Here is a 17,642-nt window from a genome sequence, read left to right as displayed (position 1 = left end):
CTGAAAGCTCTTTGCATGAAAGCTGAGTGAATTCACTTGCGCAAGGATTTAGAAATTAAGGTCTGAGTTTCAGATAAAAGACGGATGGTACCGCGTGTCAACGCTCCGAATGTGGGTGTGGCGCGTGGTTTTTTCTATGTCTGAGTGAAGACCATGATGGAGGAAATATGTCAACGATTGAAGAACAACTAAAAGCGCTTCGGGAAGAAACGCTGGCAGCTTTGAAGCAGATCTCTGCTGAAAACAAAAAAGAGATGCAAGAGTTACGCGTCTCTGTCCTTGGGAAAAAAGGTTCCCTTACTGAAATCCTTAAAGGGATGAAAGATGTCTCTGCTGAAATGCGTCCGGTTATCGGAAAACACGTCAATGAAGCGCGTGATGTCTTGACGGCTGCCTTTGAAGAAACAGCCAAGCTCTTGGAAGAAAAGAAAGTCCAAGCTAAATTGGCTAGTGAAAGTATCGACGTGACCCTACCAGGACGTCCAGTCGCAAGTGGTCATCGTCATGTCTTGACCCAAACCAGTGAAGAAATCGAAGATATCTTTATCGGGATGGGCTACCAAGTCGTCGATGGGTTTGAAGTCGAAAAAGACTACTACAACTTTGAACGCATGAACCTTCCAAAAGATCACCCAGCGCGGGATATGCAGGACACCTTCTACATCACAGAAGAAATCTTGCTTCGGACCCACACATCACCAGTTCAGGCGCGTGCTATGGATGCGCATGACTTTAGCAAGGGGCCTTTGAAGATGATCTCTCCAGGGCGGGTCTTCCGTCGGGATACAGATGATGCGACCCACAGCCACCAGTTCCATCAAATCGAAGGTTTGGTCGTTGGGAAGAATATTTCTATGGCAGACCTCCAAGGAACGCTTCAGTTGATCGTGCAAAAGATGTTTGGTGCAGAACGCCAAATCCGTCTGCGTCCTTCTTACTTCCCATTTACAGAGCCATCTGTTGAAGTAGATGTCTCTTGCTTCAAATGTGGTGGAGCGGGATGTAATGTATGTAAGAAGACCGGTTGGATCGAAATCATGGGGGCCGGTATGGTTCACCCACGCGTGCTTGAGATGAGTGGCATTGATTCAACAGTCTATTCAGGATTCGCCTTCGGACTTGGTCAGGAGCGTGTAGCCATGCTTCGTTATGGAATCAATGATATCCGTGGCTTCTATCAAGGAGATGTTCGCTTCTCAGAACAGTTTAAATAATCATGTTAGTTAGAGTAAAAATCGACCAGGCACAGACCCTGCGTGACTTAGAGGTGGAGACCTACCGGGATACCTTTGGTCCCTATATTGTTGAGAAAGATTTGGAAGATTACTTCTCTACCGTGCTCTCTTTGGAGCAAGTCGAGAAGGATCTGCTAGATCCAGAGTCCGAAACTTATTTTGTCCTCAATGAAGATCAAGAAATCTGTGGTTTTCTCAAGATTAACTGGGGTCAAGCGCAGACCGAGCCAGTAGAGATGGACAAGTCCTTTGAGATCCAACGGATCTATGTCAAAAAGGAATGGCATGGGGCTGGTTTTGGCAAGGAAATGTTTCTCTTTGCGCTGGATCAAGCCAAGAGCCGTGGCTTTGAGTGGGCCTGGCTAGGTGTCTGGGAACGCAACTTTAAGGCACAAGATTTTTACTACCGCTTTGGATTTGAACGATTTAGTGAACACGAGTATCCTACCGGTGATACGGTTGATATTGACTGGTTGTTGAGAAAGAAATTGACCTAGAAGGAATGAGAAACTTCTATTCTAGAGATGGGGAGGTTACTAGACCTTCCTAAGCCAGCCTCGAGCTGGAAAACACAAAATGAAAGGATCAAAACGAGGGTGGATGGAGATTTAGGAAAGCTATCTAGATTTCAGCATGGCCCTTGGTATCTTACATATGTTAGTTAGTTATAAATGGTTAAAAGAATTGGTGGACATTGATGTGCCATCACAAGAGTTGGCTGAAAAAATGTCAACCACAGGGATCGAAGTAGAAGGTGTGGAATCACCAGCTGCCGGTCTCTCAAAAATTGTCGTCGGAGAAATCCTGTCTTGTGAAGATGTGCCAGAAACACACTTGCATGTCTGCCAAGTCAATGTGGGTGAAGAAGAAGCCCGTCAAATCGTCTGTGGAGCACCAAATGTGCGCGCTGGCATCAAGGTCATGGTGGCTCTTCCAGGTGCTCGTATCGCGGACAACTACAAGATCAAAAAAGGGAAAATCCGTGGTTTAGAATCTCTCGGAATGATCTGCTCCCTTGGTGAATTAGGGATTTCTGACTCCGTTGTACCAAAAGAATTTGCAGATGGGATCCAAATCTTGCCTCAAGATGCTGTTCCTGGAGACGAAGTCTTCTCTTACCTAGACTTGGATGATGAAATCATCGAACTTTCCATCACGCCTAACCGTGCAGATGCCCTCTCTATGCGTGGGGTAGCACACGAAGTAGCTGCTATCTATGACAAGGCAGTCAACTTTAAGGAATTCAGTTTAACAGAAACAGACCAAATTGCATCAGATGCTCTTTCTGTCAGCATTGACACAGACAAAGCTCCTTATTATGCGGCTCGTATCTTGGACAATGTAACCATCGCACCAAGTCCACAATGGTTGCAAAATCTCCTTATGAATGAAGGAATCCGTCCCATCAATAATGTGGTTGACGTGACCAACTATATCCTGCTTTACTTTGGTCAGCCGATGCATGCCTTTGACTTGGATACCTTTGAAGGAAACGACATCCGTGTCCGTGAAGCGCGTGCGGGTGAAAAATTAGTAACCTTGGACGGGGAAGAGCGTGAGTTGGAAACAAATGACTTAGTGATTACAGTAGCTGACAAACCAGTAGCCCTTGCAGGTGTCATGGGTGGTCAGGCTACAGAAATCTCTGAAAAGTCTAGTCGTGTCGTCCTTGAAGCTGCTGTCTTCAATGGCAAATCTATCCGTAAGACTAGTGGTCGTCTCAACCTTCGTTCTGAATCATCTTCTCGCTTTGAAAAAGGCATCAATGTGGCAACAGTCAATGAAGCCCTTGATGCGGCAGCCAGCATGATTGCTGAACTTGCAGGAGCAACTGTTCGTAAAGGTATTGTTTCAGCAGGTGAATTGGATACTTCTGATGTAGAAGTTTCTTCAACCCTTGCAGACGTCAACCGTGTCCTTGGAACTGAACTTACTTATGCCGATGTCGAAGATGTCTTCCGTCGTCTTGGCTTTGGCCTTTCTGGAAATGCTGACAGCTTCACAGTAAGCGTTCCACGTCGTCGTTGGGACATCACTATCGAAGCGGACCTCTTTGAAGAAATCGCTCGTATCTATGGTTATGACCGCTTGCCAACCAGTCTTCCAAAAGACGATGGGACAGCAGGTGAATTGACTGCGACACAAAAACTCCGTCGTCAAGTTCGGACGATTGCTGAAGGGGCAGGCTTGACTGAAATCATTACCTACGCTCTGACAACTCCTGAAAAAGCCGTTGAGTTTACAACTGCGCCAAGCAACTTAACAGAGCTCATGTGGCCAATGACAGTGGACCGTTCAGTCCTCCGTCAAAATATGGTTTCTGGTATCCTTGATACAGTTGCCTACAACGTTGCGCGTAAGAACAAAGACTTGGCTCTCTACGAGATTGGAAAAGTCTTCGAGCAAACGGGTAATCCAAAAGAAGACTTGCCAAATGAGATCAACAGCTTTGCCTTTGCTTTGACTGGTTTAGTCGCTGAAAAAGACTTCCAAACTGCAGCTGTTCCAGTTGATTTCTTCTACGCTAAGGGAATCTTGGAAGCCCTCTTTGCTCGCTTGGGTCTTGAAGTGACTTATACAGCAACCTCTGAAATAGCTAGTCTCCATCCAGGACGTACAGCCTTGATTTCACTCGGGGATCAAGTTCTTGGTTTCCTCGGTCAAGTACACCCTGTGACGGCTAAGGCTTATGATATTCCAGAGACTTATGTAGCTGAGCTTAACCTTTCAGCTATTGAAGCAGCCCTTCAACCAGCCGCTCCATTTGTGGAAATTACGAAGTTCCCAGCAGTCAGCCGTGATATCGCCCTTCTCCTCAAAGAAGAAGTGACTCACCAAGAAGTGGTCGATGCCATCCAAGCTGCAGGCGTGAAACGTTTGACAGATATCAAACTCTTTGACGTCTTCTCAGGTGAAAAACTGGGTATCGGAATGAAGTCCATGGCTTATAGCTTGACCTTCCAAAATCCTGAAGATAGCTTAACCGACGAAGAAGTCGCACGCTACATGGAAAAAATCCAAGCATCACTTGAAGAAAAAGTAGACGCAGAGGTGCGTTAAATCGTAAAAAGATGAAACAGTTGAGAATTTCTCAACTGTTTTTTTCTTATAGGATTTGCAAGTTATAAGCCTTGAAACCCTATTAAAGTAGAGAAATTCCTTTAAGTACTCAAAATATCTATGTCAAGCATTCTTCTATTTTTGACAAATATTTTTATTTTTTTGACAAATATACTTGTCAAAAAGAAAAAGAAGTGTTACAATGATTTTAGTTGAAAGAAGGGGAGGTTTCTTATGGGAGCCATATGGATTCTTTTTATCCCTTTTCTGATTATGGTTTATGCGAGCTCAGAAAAGAAGATTAAAAGGTTGAACAAACGCATTAGACGATTAGAAAAACAAGTGAAAGGAAATCAAGACATGTCTAGAATTTTAGAAGAATTGAAAGGCCAAACGGCCACTGTTACAGTGAGTGGTGTTGGATTCGAGTATGAAATTTTGGATATCGACGAAGATTGGGTCAAACTGACTCGTGTGAATAATAAACAACAAAGAGAGACAAAATTAGTTCGCATCGAAGATATTCAAGGTATTCAACTATAAGGGGGCGAAAGCCATGATCTTAAAAAATCGACTGAAAGAGCTGAGGGCGCGTGATGGGCTCAACCAATCCGAGCTAGCTAAGCTAGCAGGAGTCTCGCGTCAGTCCATCAGTCTCTTGGAGCGAGGGGAATACACCCCTTCGGTTATCATTGCTATTACCATCGCCCAGATTTTCAAGGAACCGGTGGAGAATGTTTTTAGTCTAGTAGAGGGAGAAGAATAAAAGTGAAAAAGAAGTATAAAGAAAGGTCAGCCCGTTTTCGTTTTTGGAGAAACATGGCCTTGATCCTTTTAGGATTAATCATTGGCTTTTTGACAGGTTATTTTGGTTCAGATCATCCTATTGAAATCCAAAAGCTATTTGATCGAGATATGCTCTATATAGGGTCAACCATTTTATATCTGGTGAGCTTCGGAATTGCGTCTACTTATCTCTTGTCGTCCCGCCAGTCTTATCAAATGATGGAGGAGACAGAAGATGAGGACGAAGCCTACCATTATGAAAGTCAAACGAGAAGGCTTTATGACTTGGCCGCGATTTTCAAAGGCATCATGATTGTTCCCTATCTATTAGTGATCTTCTTTTCTTGCCAAAAACTAGTCTATGAAGAAAAACTAACAGGTGTTTTTGGGAAATACACCATACCGCTTATTTTCCTTGCTTTGCTCCTTCTTACTTTTGGACTGGAACATCAGTTTCGAAAAACCTTCAAACAGATTTATGGAAAAGCAATCCCACGCAATGCTAGTGGGGCAGAAGTCCGTGAATTAATGATGAGCATGATGGATGAGGCAGAGAAACAAATTTGCTATGAGGAGAACTTCGACATTGTCTTTAAGTTAAGCAATTATGTCTTACCGATTTCCTTAATGGCGATATTCTTAGTTGGCATTACATTCCAGGCAGATATCTTGTTAGCATTAGTAGTTGTATCACTGATTTATGTCTATATCTTGGTCTCTCAGTACAAGATTACCAAACGTTACTATAAAGAGTAGAGGAGTTTTCTATGTTAGAAATCAGAAATTTAGAAAAGAGCTTTGGCAAAAAACAAGTCTTGTTCGGCATTGACTTGACTGCGAAAAAAGGATCCATCTTAGGTTTGATCGGGAAGAACGGAGCAGGGAAGACCACCATCTTCCATAGTATCCTCCGCTTCCTAGAATACAGTGGCGATATCCAATTGGATAGCAAAGCAATCAGTCAAGAAACCTATAAGGAAATTGGTTACCTGCCAGAAGAGCGGAGCCTCATGCCTAAGTTGACCATCTATGAGCAAGTCCGTTACCTTGCCAATCTCAAAGGCATGTCAACAGCTGAGGTCAAGGAGAAACTTCCAATCTGGATGGAAAAACTCCAAGTAAAAGGGAAATTAACCGATAAGATCAAGAGCCTCTCAAAAGGGAATCAGCAAAAGGTTCAATTGATTATTACTATGATCCATGAGCCAAAATTGATCATCCTAGATGAGCCTTTTAGTGGACTAGATCCTGTTAATACAGAAGTCCTCAAACAGGTCATCTTTGAAGAAAAAGAACGTGGTGCGACCATTATCTTCTCAGACCACGTCATGACCAATGTAGAAGAACTCTGTGATGAGTTGGTCATGATCCGTGATGGATCTGTGATTCTCTCAGGTCCCGTACAAGAAGTTCGTAATAGCTTTGGCAAGACTCGTCTCTTCGTATCCGATGACTTCAGTCAAGAGGAGTTGGAAGCCTTGCCTCATGTGACTAAAGTGACCATGACCAAGCAAGGTCTATGGAAGTTGGTATTGGATGATGAGACAGCAGGTCCAGACCTCTTTGACCAGTTGACCAAGGGTCGCTATCTAGCAACCTTTGACCAACAAGCCCCAACCATTGATGAAATCTTTAAATTAGAATCAGGAGTAGAAGTATGAAACAGATGCTGATTGTTATCAAAGAAACTTATTTACGCCAAGTGAAATCATGGAGCTTTTTCCTGATGGTCCTTTCTCCCTTTCTCTTCATTGGATTGACCATCGGAATAAACTACTTCGTTGGCTCTTCTACCTCTGCTAAAAGCAACATCGCCTTGATTACAGATCAAGCTCCTGTCAAGGAAGGCTTGAAAGACACCGATGGCTTGACCTTTGACTATAAGGATGAAGCAGCAGCTAAAAAGGCCATGAAAGAGGAAGAGATTAAAGGTATCCTCACAGTTGAAGAAAAGGATGGCCAGCTAGAGGCTCGCTACCAGAGTGAGGATGCCATGAAGCCAGATTTCAAATCAATCGTCATGGCAAAATTGAGTCAGGTCCAACAAATGCTCAATGTTTCTAAGGCAGACTTAAGCCAAGAGCAGTTAACAGCCCTTTCTCAACAGGTCTCATTTACTGAAAAAATTGATGAGAAAAAAGAAGGATTGAAAATGGTGCAGACCATGGTAGCTGGAGGAATTGGTTTTCTTCTCTATATGATTCTGATCTTTTATTCAAGTATCACTGCTCAAGAGGTAGCTAGTGAAAAAGGAACCAAGATCATGGAAGTGGTCTTCTCAAGCATTCGCGCTACTCACTATTTCTATGCTCGTATGATTGGTCTTTTCGGAGTGATTTTTACCCATATTGGTATCTATGCAGTCGGTTTGGGAGGCGTTTGGATCTTTAGAGATTCCATTCCTCTTGTGAAAGATATTTTATCTCCAGACTCTCCTATTACTCAACATATTGGACAATCTATTTCCTTGAATACCTTCTTCTTTATCATTCTCGGAATCTTCATGTACGTTGTACTCTCAGCTTTCCTAGGGTCAACAGTTGCTCGTCCTGAAGATACAGGGAAGGCCCTCTCTCCTTTGATGATGTTGGTGATGGTTGGATTCTTTGGAGTGACTACCTTGGGTAGCGCAGGAGATGTCCCACTATTGAAGATTGGATCTTACGTCCCATTCATTTCAACCTTCTTCATGCCATTCCGTACCATCAATGGCTATGCAAGTGGACTTGAATCATGGGGTTCATTCGGAATTGCCTTGGCCTTCACGCTCCTCGGCACCATGATCATTGGAAAAATCTATTCTAGCCTAATCTTACAAACAGATGACCTAGGCTTGGTCAAAACAGTTAAAAAAGCCTTGAGCTATCGTTAAAAGAGACACCTTCAGTAGATACTGGAGGTGTTTTCCTTTGTGAAATCATTGCTGTTTGATCTTCTTTACATTATAATGAAAGTAGAATGAAAAGGAGGCGGACATGAACTATATTGAGTTTGCTGAAAATGAGCGTCTGTCCACGATTGTCCTTGGGATGATGCGGATCAGTCAGATGAGTGAAGATGAGGTGGAGGCCTTGGTGGAAGCAGCCTTGTCGATTGGAATTAACACCTTTGACCTAGCGGATATCTATGGCGATGGCCAGTGTGAGGTCCTGCTGGGGAAGGTTCTCAAGCGTCGTCCGGATCTACGGAACCAGATGTGGATCCAGTCCAAGTGTGGGATTCGCAAAGATGGCTTTACCTATTTTGATTTTTCTAAGGACTATATTTCGGACTCTGTCGACGGTATCCTCGAGCGTCTGCAGATCGAGCGCTTAGATAGTCTCCTCCTTCACCGACCGGATGCCCTCATGGAGCCGGAAGAAGTGGCGGAAGCTTTTGATCACTTGGAGCAAGCGGGAAAGGTCCGTCATTTTGGGGTGTCCAATCAAAATCCCATGATGATGGAATTGCTTAAGACGGCTGTCAAACAACCACTCAAGGTCAACCAGCTGCAGTTGAGTGCTGCCTTTACACCGAGCTTTGAAGCTGGTTTTCATGTCAATATGGAAGGCCCAAAAGCAGCCGTGCGAGATGGCAGTGTCTTTGAGTATTGTCGCTTAAACGACACGGTGATTCAAGCTTGGTCTGTCCTCCAGCATGGCTACTTCAAGGGTAATTTTGTGGGCAAAGAAGAGTTTGCAGCTCTCAATCATGTCCTCAATGACTTAGCGAAAAAATACCAGGTCACACCGACAGCTATCGCCCTTGCCTGGGTCCTCCGCTACCCAGGTAAGATGCAGGCCGTCATTGGAACGACCAAGCCCCAGCATGTCCTTGAAGCAGGGAAAGCAGCAACAGTCACCCTAACTCGCAAGGAATGGTACCAAATCTATTTGGCGGCAGGAAATGATTTGCCTTAGAATCTTGTTAGTAAACCAGATTCCACTCTTATCGGTGGTCTGGTTTTTTTTGTGGTTTTCAGTTTTTTCTTGACAAGTCTTTCTTTTTTATGGTAATCTTTATGCAACAAGTGTTGCGCAACGTATGTTGCGTGAAAGGAGTCTTATGCCACCCAAGGTTAAATTTAGTAAAGAGGCTATCATTGGGACAGCTTTACAATTGGTGAGAGAAGAGGGAATGGCTAGCTTGACAGCTCGAGCATTAGCGGAGAAGCTGGGAGCCACACCGAGAGTCATTTTTGGGCAATTTGCCAATATGGCTGAGTTACAAGCAGAGGTTATTGCTGCGGCGGAGATGGTCGTGGTGGAGTATATTCGTAAGGCCTTAGAAGATGAGAAGCCTTTTCGATCTGTCGGGGTTGCTTATATCCTTTTCGCCTCAAATGAGCCCCAACTTTTTCAATTGCTTTTCCAAAATCCTAGCAAAGAGCCGATTCGTCGCTTTCAAGATTTTCTTCCCATGAAGGATCATAGTTACCAATTGGTTCTGGATTCGATTGTCGCAGACTATCCTTTGACTGTAGAGGAGGCTAGTCGCTTGTACCAGCATCTATTTATCTACTCGCACGGGATGGCCTCAATGGTTGCTTCTGGCATTTATCAGTTCAGCATGGAAGAAGTGATTGGATTACTGACAGAGGTTTGTCAATCTCTCATCAAAGAAATGGTAGGAAAGAAATGATTCAACTAGAAAATGTTCACAAAAGTTACGGCCAAACCAAGGTTTTAAAGGGGATTGATTTGCAGATTCAAGACCAGGATGATATGGTTATCCTTGGTCCTTCTGGATCGGGCAAGTCAACTCTCTTAAATGTGTTATCAGGCTTAGAAAAGGTAGACGAGGGGCATATCCTTATTCAAGGACAAGATTTATCGCAACTCACGGATGCTCAATTGACAGCCTTTAGACGGGAGAAGATTGCCTTTATTTTCCAGCAGTATTATCTATTGCCGAATCTAACGGTTAGACAAAATGTAAAGATGGGAGCTGACCTGGCAAACAATCATGATTTTCTGCAGATCATCGAGGATTTGGGGCTTGGCGATAAGCTGGACAAGTATCCGAGTGAATTGTCGGGTGGGGAACAGCAGAGAGTGTCCATTGCTCGGGCCTTGGCCAAAAAGCCAGAGATTCTTTTCTTAGATGAGCCGACGGGAGCTCTGGATGAAGAAACAGGGCGCAAGATTCTCGACTATATCTGGAAACTGAAGGAAAAGCTGGGCTTTACCCTCATCATGGTGACGCACAACCAAAATATTGCGGATATGGCTAGAACCATTATTCGTGTCAATAGTGGCAAGATTACCGAAGTTGTGACCAATGATCAGCCTCAGACTGTCTATGAGATTGGATGGTAAGCCATGTTTTCAGTAAAAGATATTCGAAAATTAGTTGTCGTCAGTATCATTGGGGCTTGTGCGGTCTTTGTGTCCAATCTCTTCTTAAATTTTTACCTGGACATCGAGCAGTTGGAGATTTCTAAAACCAATCCCATGATTCAGACCTACTATGATGCCCAGGTTTCGCTTTCTTGGATGGTGGCCATGGTCAGTGGGGTCGTCTTGTCCTTGACGTCGGTCCTTCTCATGTGTTTTTATATCAAACAATTTGTCGATGACCACAAGGAACAATTAGGAATTTTAAAGGCTTTGGGCTATAGCAATGGCCAGTTAGCTAAACGATTTTGGGCTTTTGGACTCAGTTTTGGGGCTGGAGCGCTTCTTGGCTATTTTGCTTCCTTTCTCATGATGGGACATTTTTATGACTTTCGTAATGAGAAGGGGATCCTGCCAGAAATTACCATTCACTTTCACTGGCAGCTCTTGCTTGCTTTGGTGATCCTGCCAACGACATTTTTTATGCTTCTCGCGATTGGCTATGCTAGAAGACAATTACAAACGCCGGCACTTCGCTTATTGAAAAAGTCTCCAAGTCCGATCAAGGTCAAAAGGAGAAAGAAGGCTCCCAAGAAAGAGAAGGCCTTCCTAAAAGAGCTGTCTTCGTCACTGATATGGGGGAGAAAATCTATCTTGTTTTTTGTGGTCTTTGGCTCCATGTGTTTTGCGGCCATGGTTCAATTGTCCTTTGGCCTCAAGGATTACACAGATGACATCATCCAAACCATGATGATTATGATTGGTTTGATCCTTTCTTTCTCGATTCTCTTGTTGTCATTGGGGATTGTGGTCTCAGAAAGTCGTGAAACCTTGGCTCTTATGAAGGCTTTTGGCTACACCAATCGTGAATGCCAAGGTCATATTCTCGCTCCCTATCGTTTTTGGGCTTATTTAGGATTTGTTCTTGGGACAGCTTATCAATATGGCATCATGGAAATCTTGATCGGTGTGATCAAAGATACGGTTCCTGAAAAGATTGAGCATCACTTTGATGGGAATGTGTGCTTTTGGACCTTGATAGGTTTTGCTGTGATTTATGAAAGCCTCTTTTATCTATCCAACAGAAAACTCCAAAAACAAACCATCAAAGAAGTGCTCTTAGCAGAATAAATAGAAAAGAGAGTGGGACAGAAATTGGTAATTCGTTAGAATTTGATTTCGTCGTCCCACCTCCGCACAGTTGAGTAGGGCTGTAAAAGCTGATAAAATCAGCGTAGTAGAGCCCACTCAACCACTGCGCCTTGCTCGACAATCTAAAGACAATTGAGAGGCTAGGACTTTTGTCCCAGCCTTTTTTGCTTGTAATAAATGATTGACAGGGAGAGGCTTTTCAGCTATTCTAGGGGAATAAAAGAAAGGAAAGAGAGACAGCATGAAACGGAGTTATTGGCAGGACCTGAAAGGGGCCTTTTACTTAATCTGGCGCAACAAATGGTCCTTTATCTCTGTGGGGATCCTTTTGCAGTTTGTGGTTGGTATAGGGGCTGCGGCCTTGAGTTGGGTCTTTCAACTGGCCCTCCTCTTATCGGGTGAGTCCAACATTGACAAGAACAATATCCTCACGACCTTGACCAATCCATTGAGTCTAGTGGCTTTAATTCTCTTTGCCATCGTCTTCGCTTTTCTCTTTATGCTGGAGATGCGGACCATGATCGCCCTGATATATCTGTCTCGTACGGATCAGCACCTGTCTTTTAAAAAGGTCTTTCGCCAGTCTTTTGGTCGCTTAAAGGATTTTAGCGGTTGGAATCTGTTGCATTTTCTCTTTTATATGGTTCTGACTCTGCCTGTAGCGGGTCTCTTCATTGGTTCTACTCTGACGGACGGTCTCTATATTCCGAACTTTATCACAGGGGAGTTTAGCAAGACGACCACTGGGACCGTCGGTCTCTTCATAGTTCAATTGCTTCTGATCTATCTCAATCTGCGTCTCATCTATACGGTACCCAATATCGTGATTGAAGAGTTGCTTTTTGGGGCTGCCATGCGTAAGAGCTGGGAGATGACTAAAAAAGGTGGGGTTCGACTTATCTTGCGGATCTTCTCCTTTGAGTTTATCCTCTCTGTAACGGGCATTCTCTTGATCCTTGGCCTGGTCTTTGCGTCTAGTCAGCTGGACAAAACGGGCCAGCATATCTGGGTGCAGACTATCTTTTTGGTCTTGATCCGCCTCTACATTTTCCTCTTTTCTGTCATGTCTAAACTGGGAACCTTGGGAATCATCCTGGACAATGGTTGGGAAGCTCCAAGTCGTTCGGTCATCAAGACTCGGGGCTCTCGGAAGATGAAGGGACTCTTTGTCCTGACCTTTCTTTTCCTCTTGGCTCAGTCAGGGATGGCCGCATATGACTTAGCGACCTTAGAGGTCAATGACCAGGTAAAAATCGTAGCCCATCGTGGCTATGTGGCCAAGGGTGTAGAAAATTCTCTCGAAGCACTCGAGTCGGCTGCCAAGGAGAAGGCTTCCTATGTCGAGATGGATATCCTCTTGACCAAGGACCATCAATTCGTCGTCATGCATGATTACAATCTCAAACGCTTGGCTGGAGTGGACAAGGATGTCAAAGATATGACGTTGGCTGAGGTACAGGGATTGAAGATCCAACAGGATGGTCATACCAGTCATATCCCCTCCTTTGAGGAGTTTGTCACCCGGGCCAAGGAGCTGAAGATGCCCCTCTTGGTTGAGCTCAAGCCTCACGGTGCAGAACCAGAGAATTATGTAGATCTCTTCGTCCAAAAAATGAAGGAGTTGGGAGTTGAAAAGGACTATCCAACCATGTCCTTGGATCTGTCGGTGATGGAAAAGGTGGAGAAGAAAGCTCCGGAGATTAAGACCGGTTATGTCATTCCGATTCAGTTTGGTCAATTTGAAAACGCCTCAGTCGACTTCTTTGCGATCGAAGACTTTTCTTATCAGGAGGATTTGGTAACCCAGGCCCATGAGATGAAAAAAGAGCTCTATGTCTGGACCATCAATGATGAGCAAAAGTTAACGGCCTACCTTCAACGGCCGGTTGATGGGATCATCACGGATGAAGTAGCAGCGGCGCAAACCCTGAAGAAAAACTTGAAGAAGAACAAGACCTACTTTGATCGCTTCCTGAGCTTGGTGTCTCTCAGTACCAGTGAAGAGTAGGAACTTGTCTCCAGAAGAGTGTAAGTCTATTTGGTAAGGACTGACTAAAAGTTTGATTTTTATCCATCGTTAAGCTATAATAACTGTTATGAATAATGAAAGTCGTCCCTACAGTAACGCTGTCAGGGCGCTTTCTCTTTCTATAGCTTTCTTTTGTAGGTGCAATCCTTTCAGACCGAGGAACTGTTTCTTTGTTCGGAAATGGACGTCTTGCTAAAGAAAACTTTACTAACTAGTATTTTAGGAGGTATCTATGCTTCAGTCATTGATTGCTGAAATCAAGGAATACAAGAAACCCTCAATTTTAGCCTCACTCTATATGGTCTTTGAGGTCATGTTTGAGATTTCTATTCCATTCATTATGGCGACGCTTCTGGACAAGGGGGTTCAGAAGGGGGATATGACCACTGTTCTTACCTATGGTCTCCTCATGTTGGTCTTTGCCTTTCTCTCTCTTTTCTGTGGGATGCAGTCGGCTCGCTACGGGGCTTTTGCATCAGCAGGTTTTGCCAAGAATCTACGGAAGGCAATCTTCAAGAAAATCCAAACCTTCTCCTTCGAAAACATCGATAGTTTCTCTTCAGGTGGTCTGGTAACCCGGATGATGACGGATGTGACCAATGTGCAGAACTCCTATCAGATGGTGATCCGGATCTGTGTGCGGGCACCTCTCAATCTGATCTTTGCCATTGTTGCCAGCTACTTGATCAATCCGCAAATGGCTAGTATCTTTATAGGGATTACTATCTTCTTGGGTCTGGTCTTGGGTGTGATCACTAAGATCGTCTATCCACTCTTTACCAAGGTCTTTGATGCCTATGATAACTTGAACAATAGCATTCAGGAAAACATCACCAACATGCGCGTGGTCAAGTCCTATGTCAAGGAAGAAGAAGAGACGGTCAAGTTTAAGAAAGCTTCTCGCTTGATCTACAACATGTTCATGAAGGCTATTCGCATCGTGATTTTGAGTAGTCCAGCCATGATGCTCTCCTTGTATGCTTCCTTTATCTTGATTTCTTGGATTGGGGCACATCTCATCGTGGGTGGAAGCTTTACCACTGGTGAGCTGACTTCTATGTTTGCCTATGTCATGACCATCCTTATGTCCCTCATGATGTTTATGATGATCTTCGTGATGCTCTCGATCTCTATGGCATCTGTAGAGCGGATCAATGAAGTCCTTGGAACAGAGTCAACCATCGTCTCTCCGGAGAATGGTCTGACAGAAGTAGCAGATGGATCCATTACCTTCGACCATGTAGACTTCGCCTACACGGACGAAAATGGCGACAAGGCCCATGTCTTGTCCGATATCAACCTCAGCATTCGCTCGGGAGAAGTGATCGGAATCCTTGGAGGGACTGGTTCTGGTAAGTCTAGCCTGGTCCAGCTCATCCCTCGTCTCTATGATGTGGAGTCTGGTAGCGTCAAGGTCGCTGGTCAGGATGTGCGAAACTATGATCTAGACCATTTGCGCAAGCAAGTTGCCATGGTGCTTCAGACCAATGTCCTTTTCTCTGGTACCATCAAGGAAAACATGCGCTGGGGGAATAAGAACGCGACGGATGAAGAAATCATAGAAGCTTGTAAGATCGCTCAAGCGGATGAATTTATCCAGAACTTTAAGGATGGCTATGATACCATGATTGAACGTGGTGGTGCCAATGTCTCAGGTGGTCAGCGCCAACGCCTCTGTATCGCCCGCGCTCTCTTGATGAATCCAAAAATCTTGATCTTGGATGATTCGACCTCAGCTGTCGATACCAAAACGGATAGTCTGATCCGTCAAGGTCTAGCGACTAGTCTCAAGGACACCACCAAAATCATCATTGGCCAACGGATATCTTCTATCCAAGATGCAGATCGAATCGTGGTCATGAATGATGGGAAGATCGATGCGATTGGTAGTCACCAAGAACTGATCGAGAGCAATGCCATCTACCGTGAAGTCTATGACATGCAAACCCAAGGGAAAGGAGGACAAGCAGATGAAGAATAAGAAAAAAGCTAGCTGGGGCTCTCTGGTACGCTTGCTAGACTATATGTGGAAGCAATATAAGTTTGTTCTTCTCCTAGCAGCTGCCCTCATCGTGACAGCCTCCCTCTCTACGGTCTATATTACGTCCTCTATCCGAGCCTTGGTAGACCAATACATCCAACCCATGTTGGATTCAGGAAGCAAGGATTTTGGACCCCTCTTAACTTTCTTATCAACACTGGCTGTGATTGGAGTGGTGGGAGTTTTGGCCAACTATGGCTTCTCCCTCATTATGGCGACAGTGTCTCAGGATGTCCTGCGCTCTCTACGGAATCAGCTCTTTGCTCGTATGCAGAAGCTCCCTGTCAAGTACTTTGATACCCACCAGCACGGGGATATCATGTCGATCTATACCAATGATATTGACGCTCTTCGCCAAGCAATCGAGCAGTCCATCCCGCAGCTCCTGCAGTCTGCCATCACCATCATCGGTGTAGCCGTCAGCATGATCATGATCAGCCCTCTCCTTTTCCTTCTCGTTCTTTCGATGGTCGGAGTCATGGCCTATGTCATCAAGGAGATCTCTGGAAAGTCTGGTCGCTATTTCGCTGACCAACAAAAGAACTTAGGGATTGAAAATGGCTTTATCGAAGAGATGATGTCAGGTCAAAAGGTAGTCAAAGCCTTTGTCCACGAAGAGGAAAGCATCGAAGCCTTTGAGCGGATCAATGACCAACTCTTTGAATCATCTTATCAAGCCAACCGCTATGCCAATGTCTTGATGCCTGTCTTGGGGAACCTGGGAAATGTCTCCTTCGTCTTGACTTCATTGGTCGGAGGGATCTTCGCCTTGAATGGTATCAGTGGCCTCACCATTGGTGGGCTCATGGCCTTCCTCCAGCTCAACCGTTCCTTCAACGGACCAATCACCCAAGTATCGCAACAGTTGAACTTTGTCCTCATGGCTCTTGCTGGGGGAGATCGGATCTTTGATCTCTTGGATGAAGAAGTCGAAGTGGATGAAGGGAAAGTCACCTTGGTCAACTATGAAGAGGTCGATGGTCGCATGGTCATCACTGATAAGAAGACCAATCTCTGGGCTTGGAAACACCCTCGGGAAAACGGCGACTACGAACTGGTCAAACTGGTCGGAAATGTCGTCTTTACAAATGTAGACTTCTCCTACAATGATAAGAACCAAATCCTCTACGATATTAACCTCTACGCGGACAAGGGGCAAAAGGTGGCCTTTGTCGGCGCGACAGGAGCAGGGAAGACTACCATTACCAACTTGATCAATCGTTTCTACGATATCCAATCAGGATCTATCACCTATGATGGGATCGATGTGAAGCTGATCGAGAAAGATTCGCTCCGTCGTTCGCTAGGGATTGTCTTGCAGGATACCCACCTCTTTACTGGAACTATCGCAGAAAATATCGCCTATGGTCGATCAGATGCGACCCGGGAGGAGATCCTGGAAGCAGCCCGCATTGCCAATGTGGATTCCTTCGTCAAACATTTGGACCAAGGATACGATACCGTCTTGAACGATGATGGAGCTGGTCTCTCTAACGGTCAACGTCAGCTGATCGCTATTGCGCGTGCAGCCTTGGCTAATGCGCCAGTCTTAATCCTTGATGAAGCAACTTCCTCAATCGACTCACGGACAGAGAAGATGGTCCAAGAGGGGATGGATCGCCTGATGGCAGGACGGACTGTCTTTGTCATCGCCCACCGTCTCTCAACCATCGTCAACTCGGATGTGATCATGGTCATGGACAAGGGACGCATCATCGAGCGAGGCAACCACGCTTCCTTGATGGCAGAACGTGGGACTTATTACCGCCTCTACACCGGTGGCCTTGAAATTGATTAATACAAAAAAGTCTGAGCTTTTCTCAGACTTTTTACTTATGGATAATGTTGTCTTTGAAACTTTCCTTAGGTGAGATCGGACGTCAGCGAACTTCGAAGAAGTTCCATGACTAAATCAAGATACAAAGGGCGCCTGCGGATAAAGTCAAAATAGGGAGCAGGACAGAAGCACTGTTGTATGGGATTGCTTCGTTGTCCTGCCCCCACAAGGCTGATTAGGATTCTTT

At 44.8% G+C, this 17,642-nt stretch carries 15 protein-coding genes; all 15 read left to right on the top strand.

The features are described from left to right. Window positions 1–167: 167 nt before the first annotated feature. The 15 genes from pheS to I2D56_RS08140 all read left to right on the top strand — a co-directional run bounded on the left by pheS (window position 168) and on the right by I2D56_RS08140 (window position 17,416). Window positions 168–1,214, top strand: a complete 1,047-nt coding sequence (pheS, locus tag I2D56_RS08210) for a phenylalanine--tRNA ligase subunit alpha (RefSeq protein ID WP_023023788.1) — start codon at window positions 168–170, stop codon at window positions 1,212–1,214. Window positions 1,215–1,216: 2 nt separating this feature from the next. After that, complete coding sequence (locus tag I2D56_RS08205) at window positions 1,217–1,732, top strand: GNAT family N-acetyltransferase (protein ID WP_140814151.1); 516 nt, start codon at window positions 1,217–1,219, stop codon at window positions 1,730–1,732. A gap of 157 nt (window positions 1,733–1,889) precedes the next feature. After that, window positions 1,890–4,295: a phenylalanine--tRNA ligase subunit beta gene (pheT, locus tag I2D56_RS08200; protein WP_195348339.1), complete on the top strand. Its 2,406-nt coding sequence runs from the start codon at window positions 1,890–1,892 to the stop codon at window positions 4,293–4,295. Between the two features lie 234 nt (window positions 4,296–4,529). Continuing rightward, window positions 4,530–4,838: a hypothetical protein gene (locus tag I2D56_RS09900; RefSeq protein WP_061455075.1), complete on the top strand. Its 309-nt coding sequence runs from the start codon at window positions 4,530–4,532 to the stop codon at window positions 4,836–4,838. A 13-nt stretch (window positions 4,839–4,851) separates the two neighbouring features. After that, window positions 4,852–5,061: a helix-turn-helix transcriptional regulator gene (locus tag I2D56_RS08190; RefSeq protein WP_003002675.1), complete on the top strand. Its 210-nt coding sequence runs from the start codon at window positions 4,852–4,854 to the stop codon at window positions 5,059–5,061. A gap of 53 nt (window positions 5,062–5,114) precedes the next feature. Beyond that, window positions 5,115–5,837 carry a DUF3169 family protein gene (locus I2D56_RS08185; protein WP_195348338.1) on the top strand — a complete coding sequence of 241 codons (723 nt, stop codon included), beginning with the start codon at window positions 5,115–5,117 and terminating at the stop codon, window positions 5,835–5,837. A gap of 11 nt (window positions 5,838–5,848) precedes the next feature. Further along, window positions 5,849–6,742 carry an ABC transporter ATP-binding protein gene (locus tag I2D56_RS08180; protein WP_195348337.1) on the top strand — a complete coding sequence of 298 codons (894 nt, stop codon included), beginning with the start codon at window positions 5,849–5,851 and terminating at the stop codon, window positions 6,740–6,742. Then, window positions 6,739–7,953 carry an ABC transporter permease gene (locus I2D56_RS08175; protein WP_195348336.1) on the top strand — a complete coding sequence of 405 codons (1,215 nt, stop codon included), beginning with the start codon at window positions 6,739–6,741 and terminating at the stop codon, window positions 7,951–7,953. The genes I2D56_RS08180 and I2D56_RS08175 overlap by 4 nt, the downstream gene beginning before the upstream one ends. 103 nt (window positions 7,954–8,056) lie before the next feature. Further along, on the top strand, window positions 8,057–8,980 hold the full coding sequence (locus I2D56_RS08170; RefSeq protein ID WP_195348335.1) for an aldo/keto reductase: 924 nt from the start codon (window positions 8,057–8,059) through the stop codon (window positions 8,978–8,980). A 145-nt stretch (window positions 8,981–9,125) separates the two neighbouring features. After that, the gene (locus I2D56_RS08165; RefSeq protein ID WP_195348334.1) at window positions 9,126–9,701 is read left to right on the top strand and encodes a TetR/AcrR family transcriptional regulator; all 576 of its coding nucleotides are present in this window, start codon (window positions 9,126–9,128) and stop codon (window positions 9,699–9,701) included. Continuing rightward, window positions 9,698–10,378: an ABC transporter ATP-binding protein gene (locus I2D56_RS08160; RefSeq protein ID WP_195348333.1), complete on the top strand. Its 681-nt coding sequence runs from the start codon at window positions 9,698–9,700 to the stop codon at window positions 10,376–10,378. The genes I2D56_RS08165 and I2D56_RS08160 overlap by 4 nt, the downstream gene beginning before the upstream one ends. A gap of 3 nt (window positions 10,379–10,381) precedes the next feature. Continuing rightward, entirely contained in the window at window positions 10,382–11,527 is a 1,146-nt protein-coding gene (locus I2D56_RS08155; protein ID WP_195348332.1) for an FtsX-like permease family protein, read from the top strand. 262 nt (window positions 11,528–11,789) lie between these two features. Beyond that, the gene (locus tag I2D56_RS08150; protein ID WP_195348331.1) at window positions 11,790–13,556 is read left to right on the top strand and encodes a glycerophosphoryl diester phosphodiesterase membrane domain-containing protein; all 1,767 of its coding nucleotides are present in this window, start codon (window positions 11,790–11,792) and stop codon (window positions 13,554–13,556) included. Window positions 13,557–13,809: 253 nt separating this feature from the next. Further along, on the top strand, window positions 13,810–15,558 hold the full coding sequence (locus tag I2D56_RS08145) for an ABC transporter ATP-binding protein (RefSeq protein ID WP_195348330.1): 1,749 nt from the start codon (window positions 13,810–13,812) through the stop codon (window positions 15,556–15,558). Next, entirely contained in the window at window positions 15,548–17,416 is a 1,869-nt protein-coding gene (locus I2D56_RS08140; protein WP_195348329.1) for an ABC transporter ATP-binding protein, read from the top strand. The genes I2D56_RS08145 and I2D56_RS08140 overlap by 11 nt, the downstream gene beginning before the upstream one ends. Window positions 17,417–17,642: the final 226 nt, after the last annotated feature.

It is taken from the genome of Streptococcus australis (assembly GCF_015553625.1).
In the GTDB taxonomy this organism is placed as follows: Bacteria; Bacillota; Bacilli; order Lactobacillales; family Streptococcaceae; genus Streptococcus; species Streptococcus australis_B.
Note: the sequence above shows the minus strand (reverse complement) of the source record. Positions and strands in the feature narration are given on the sequence as shown.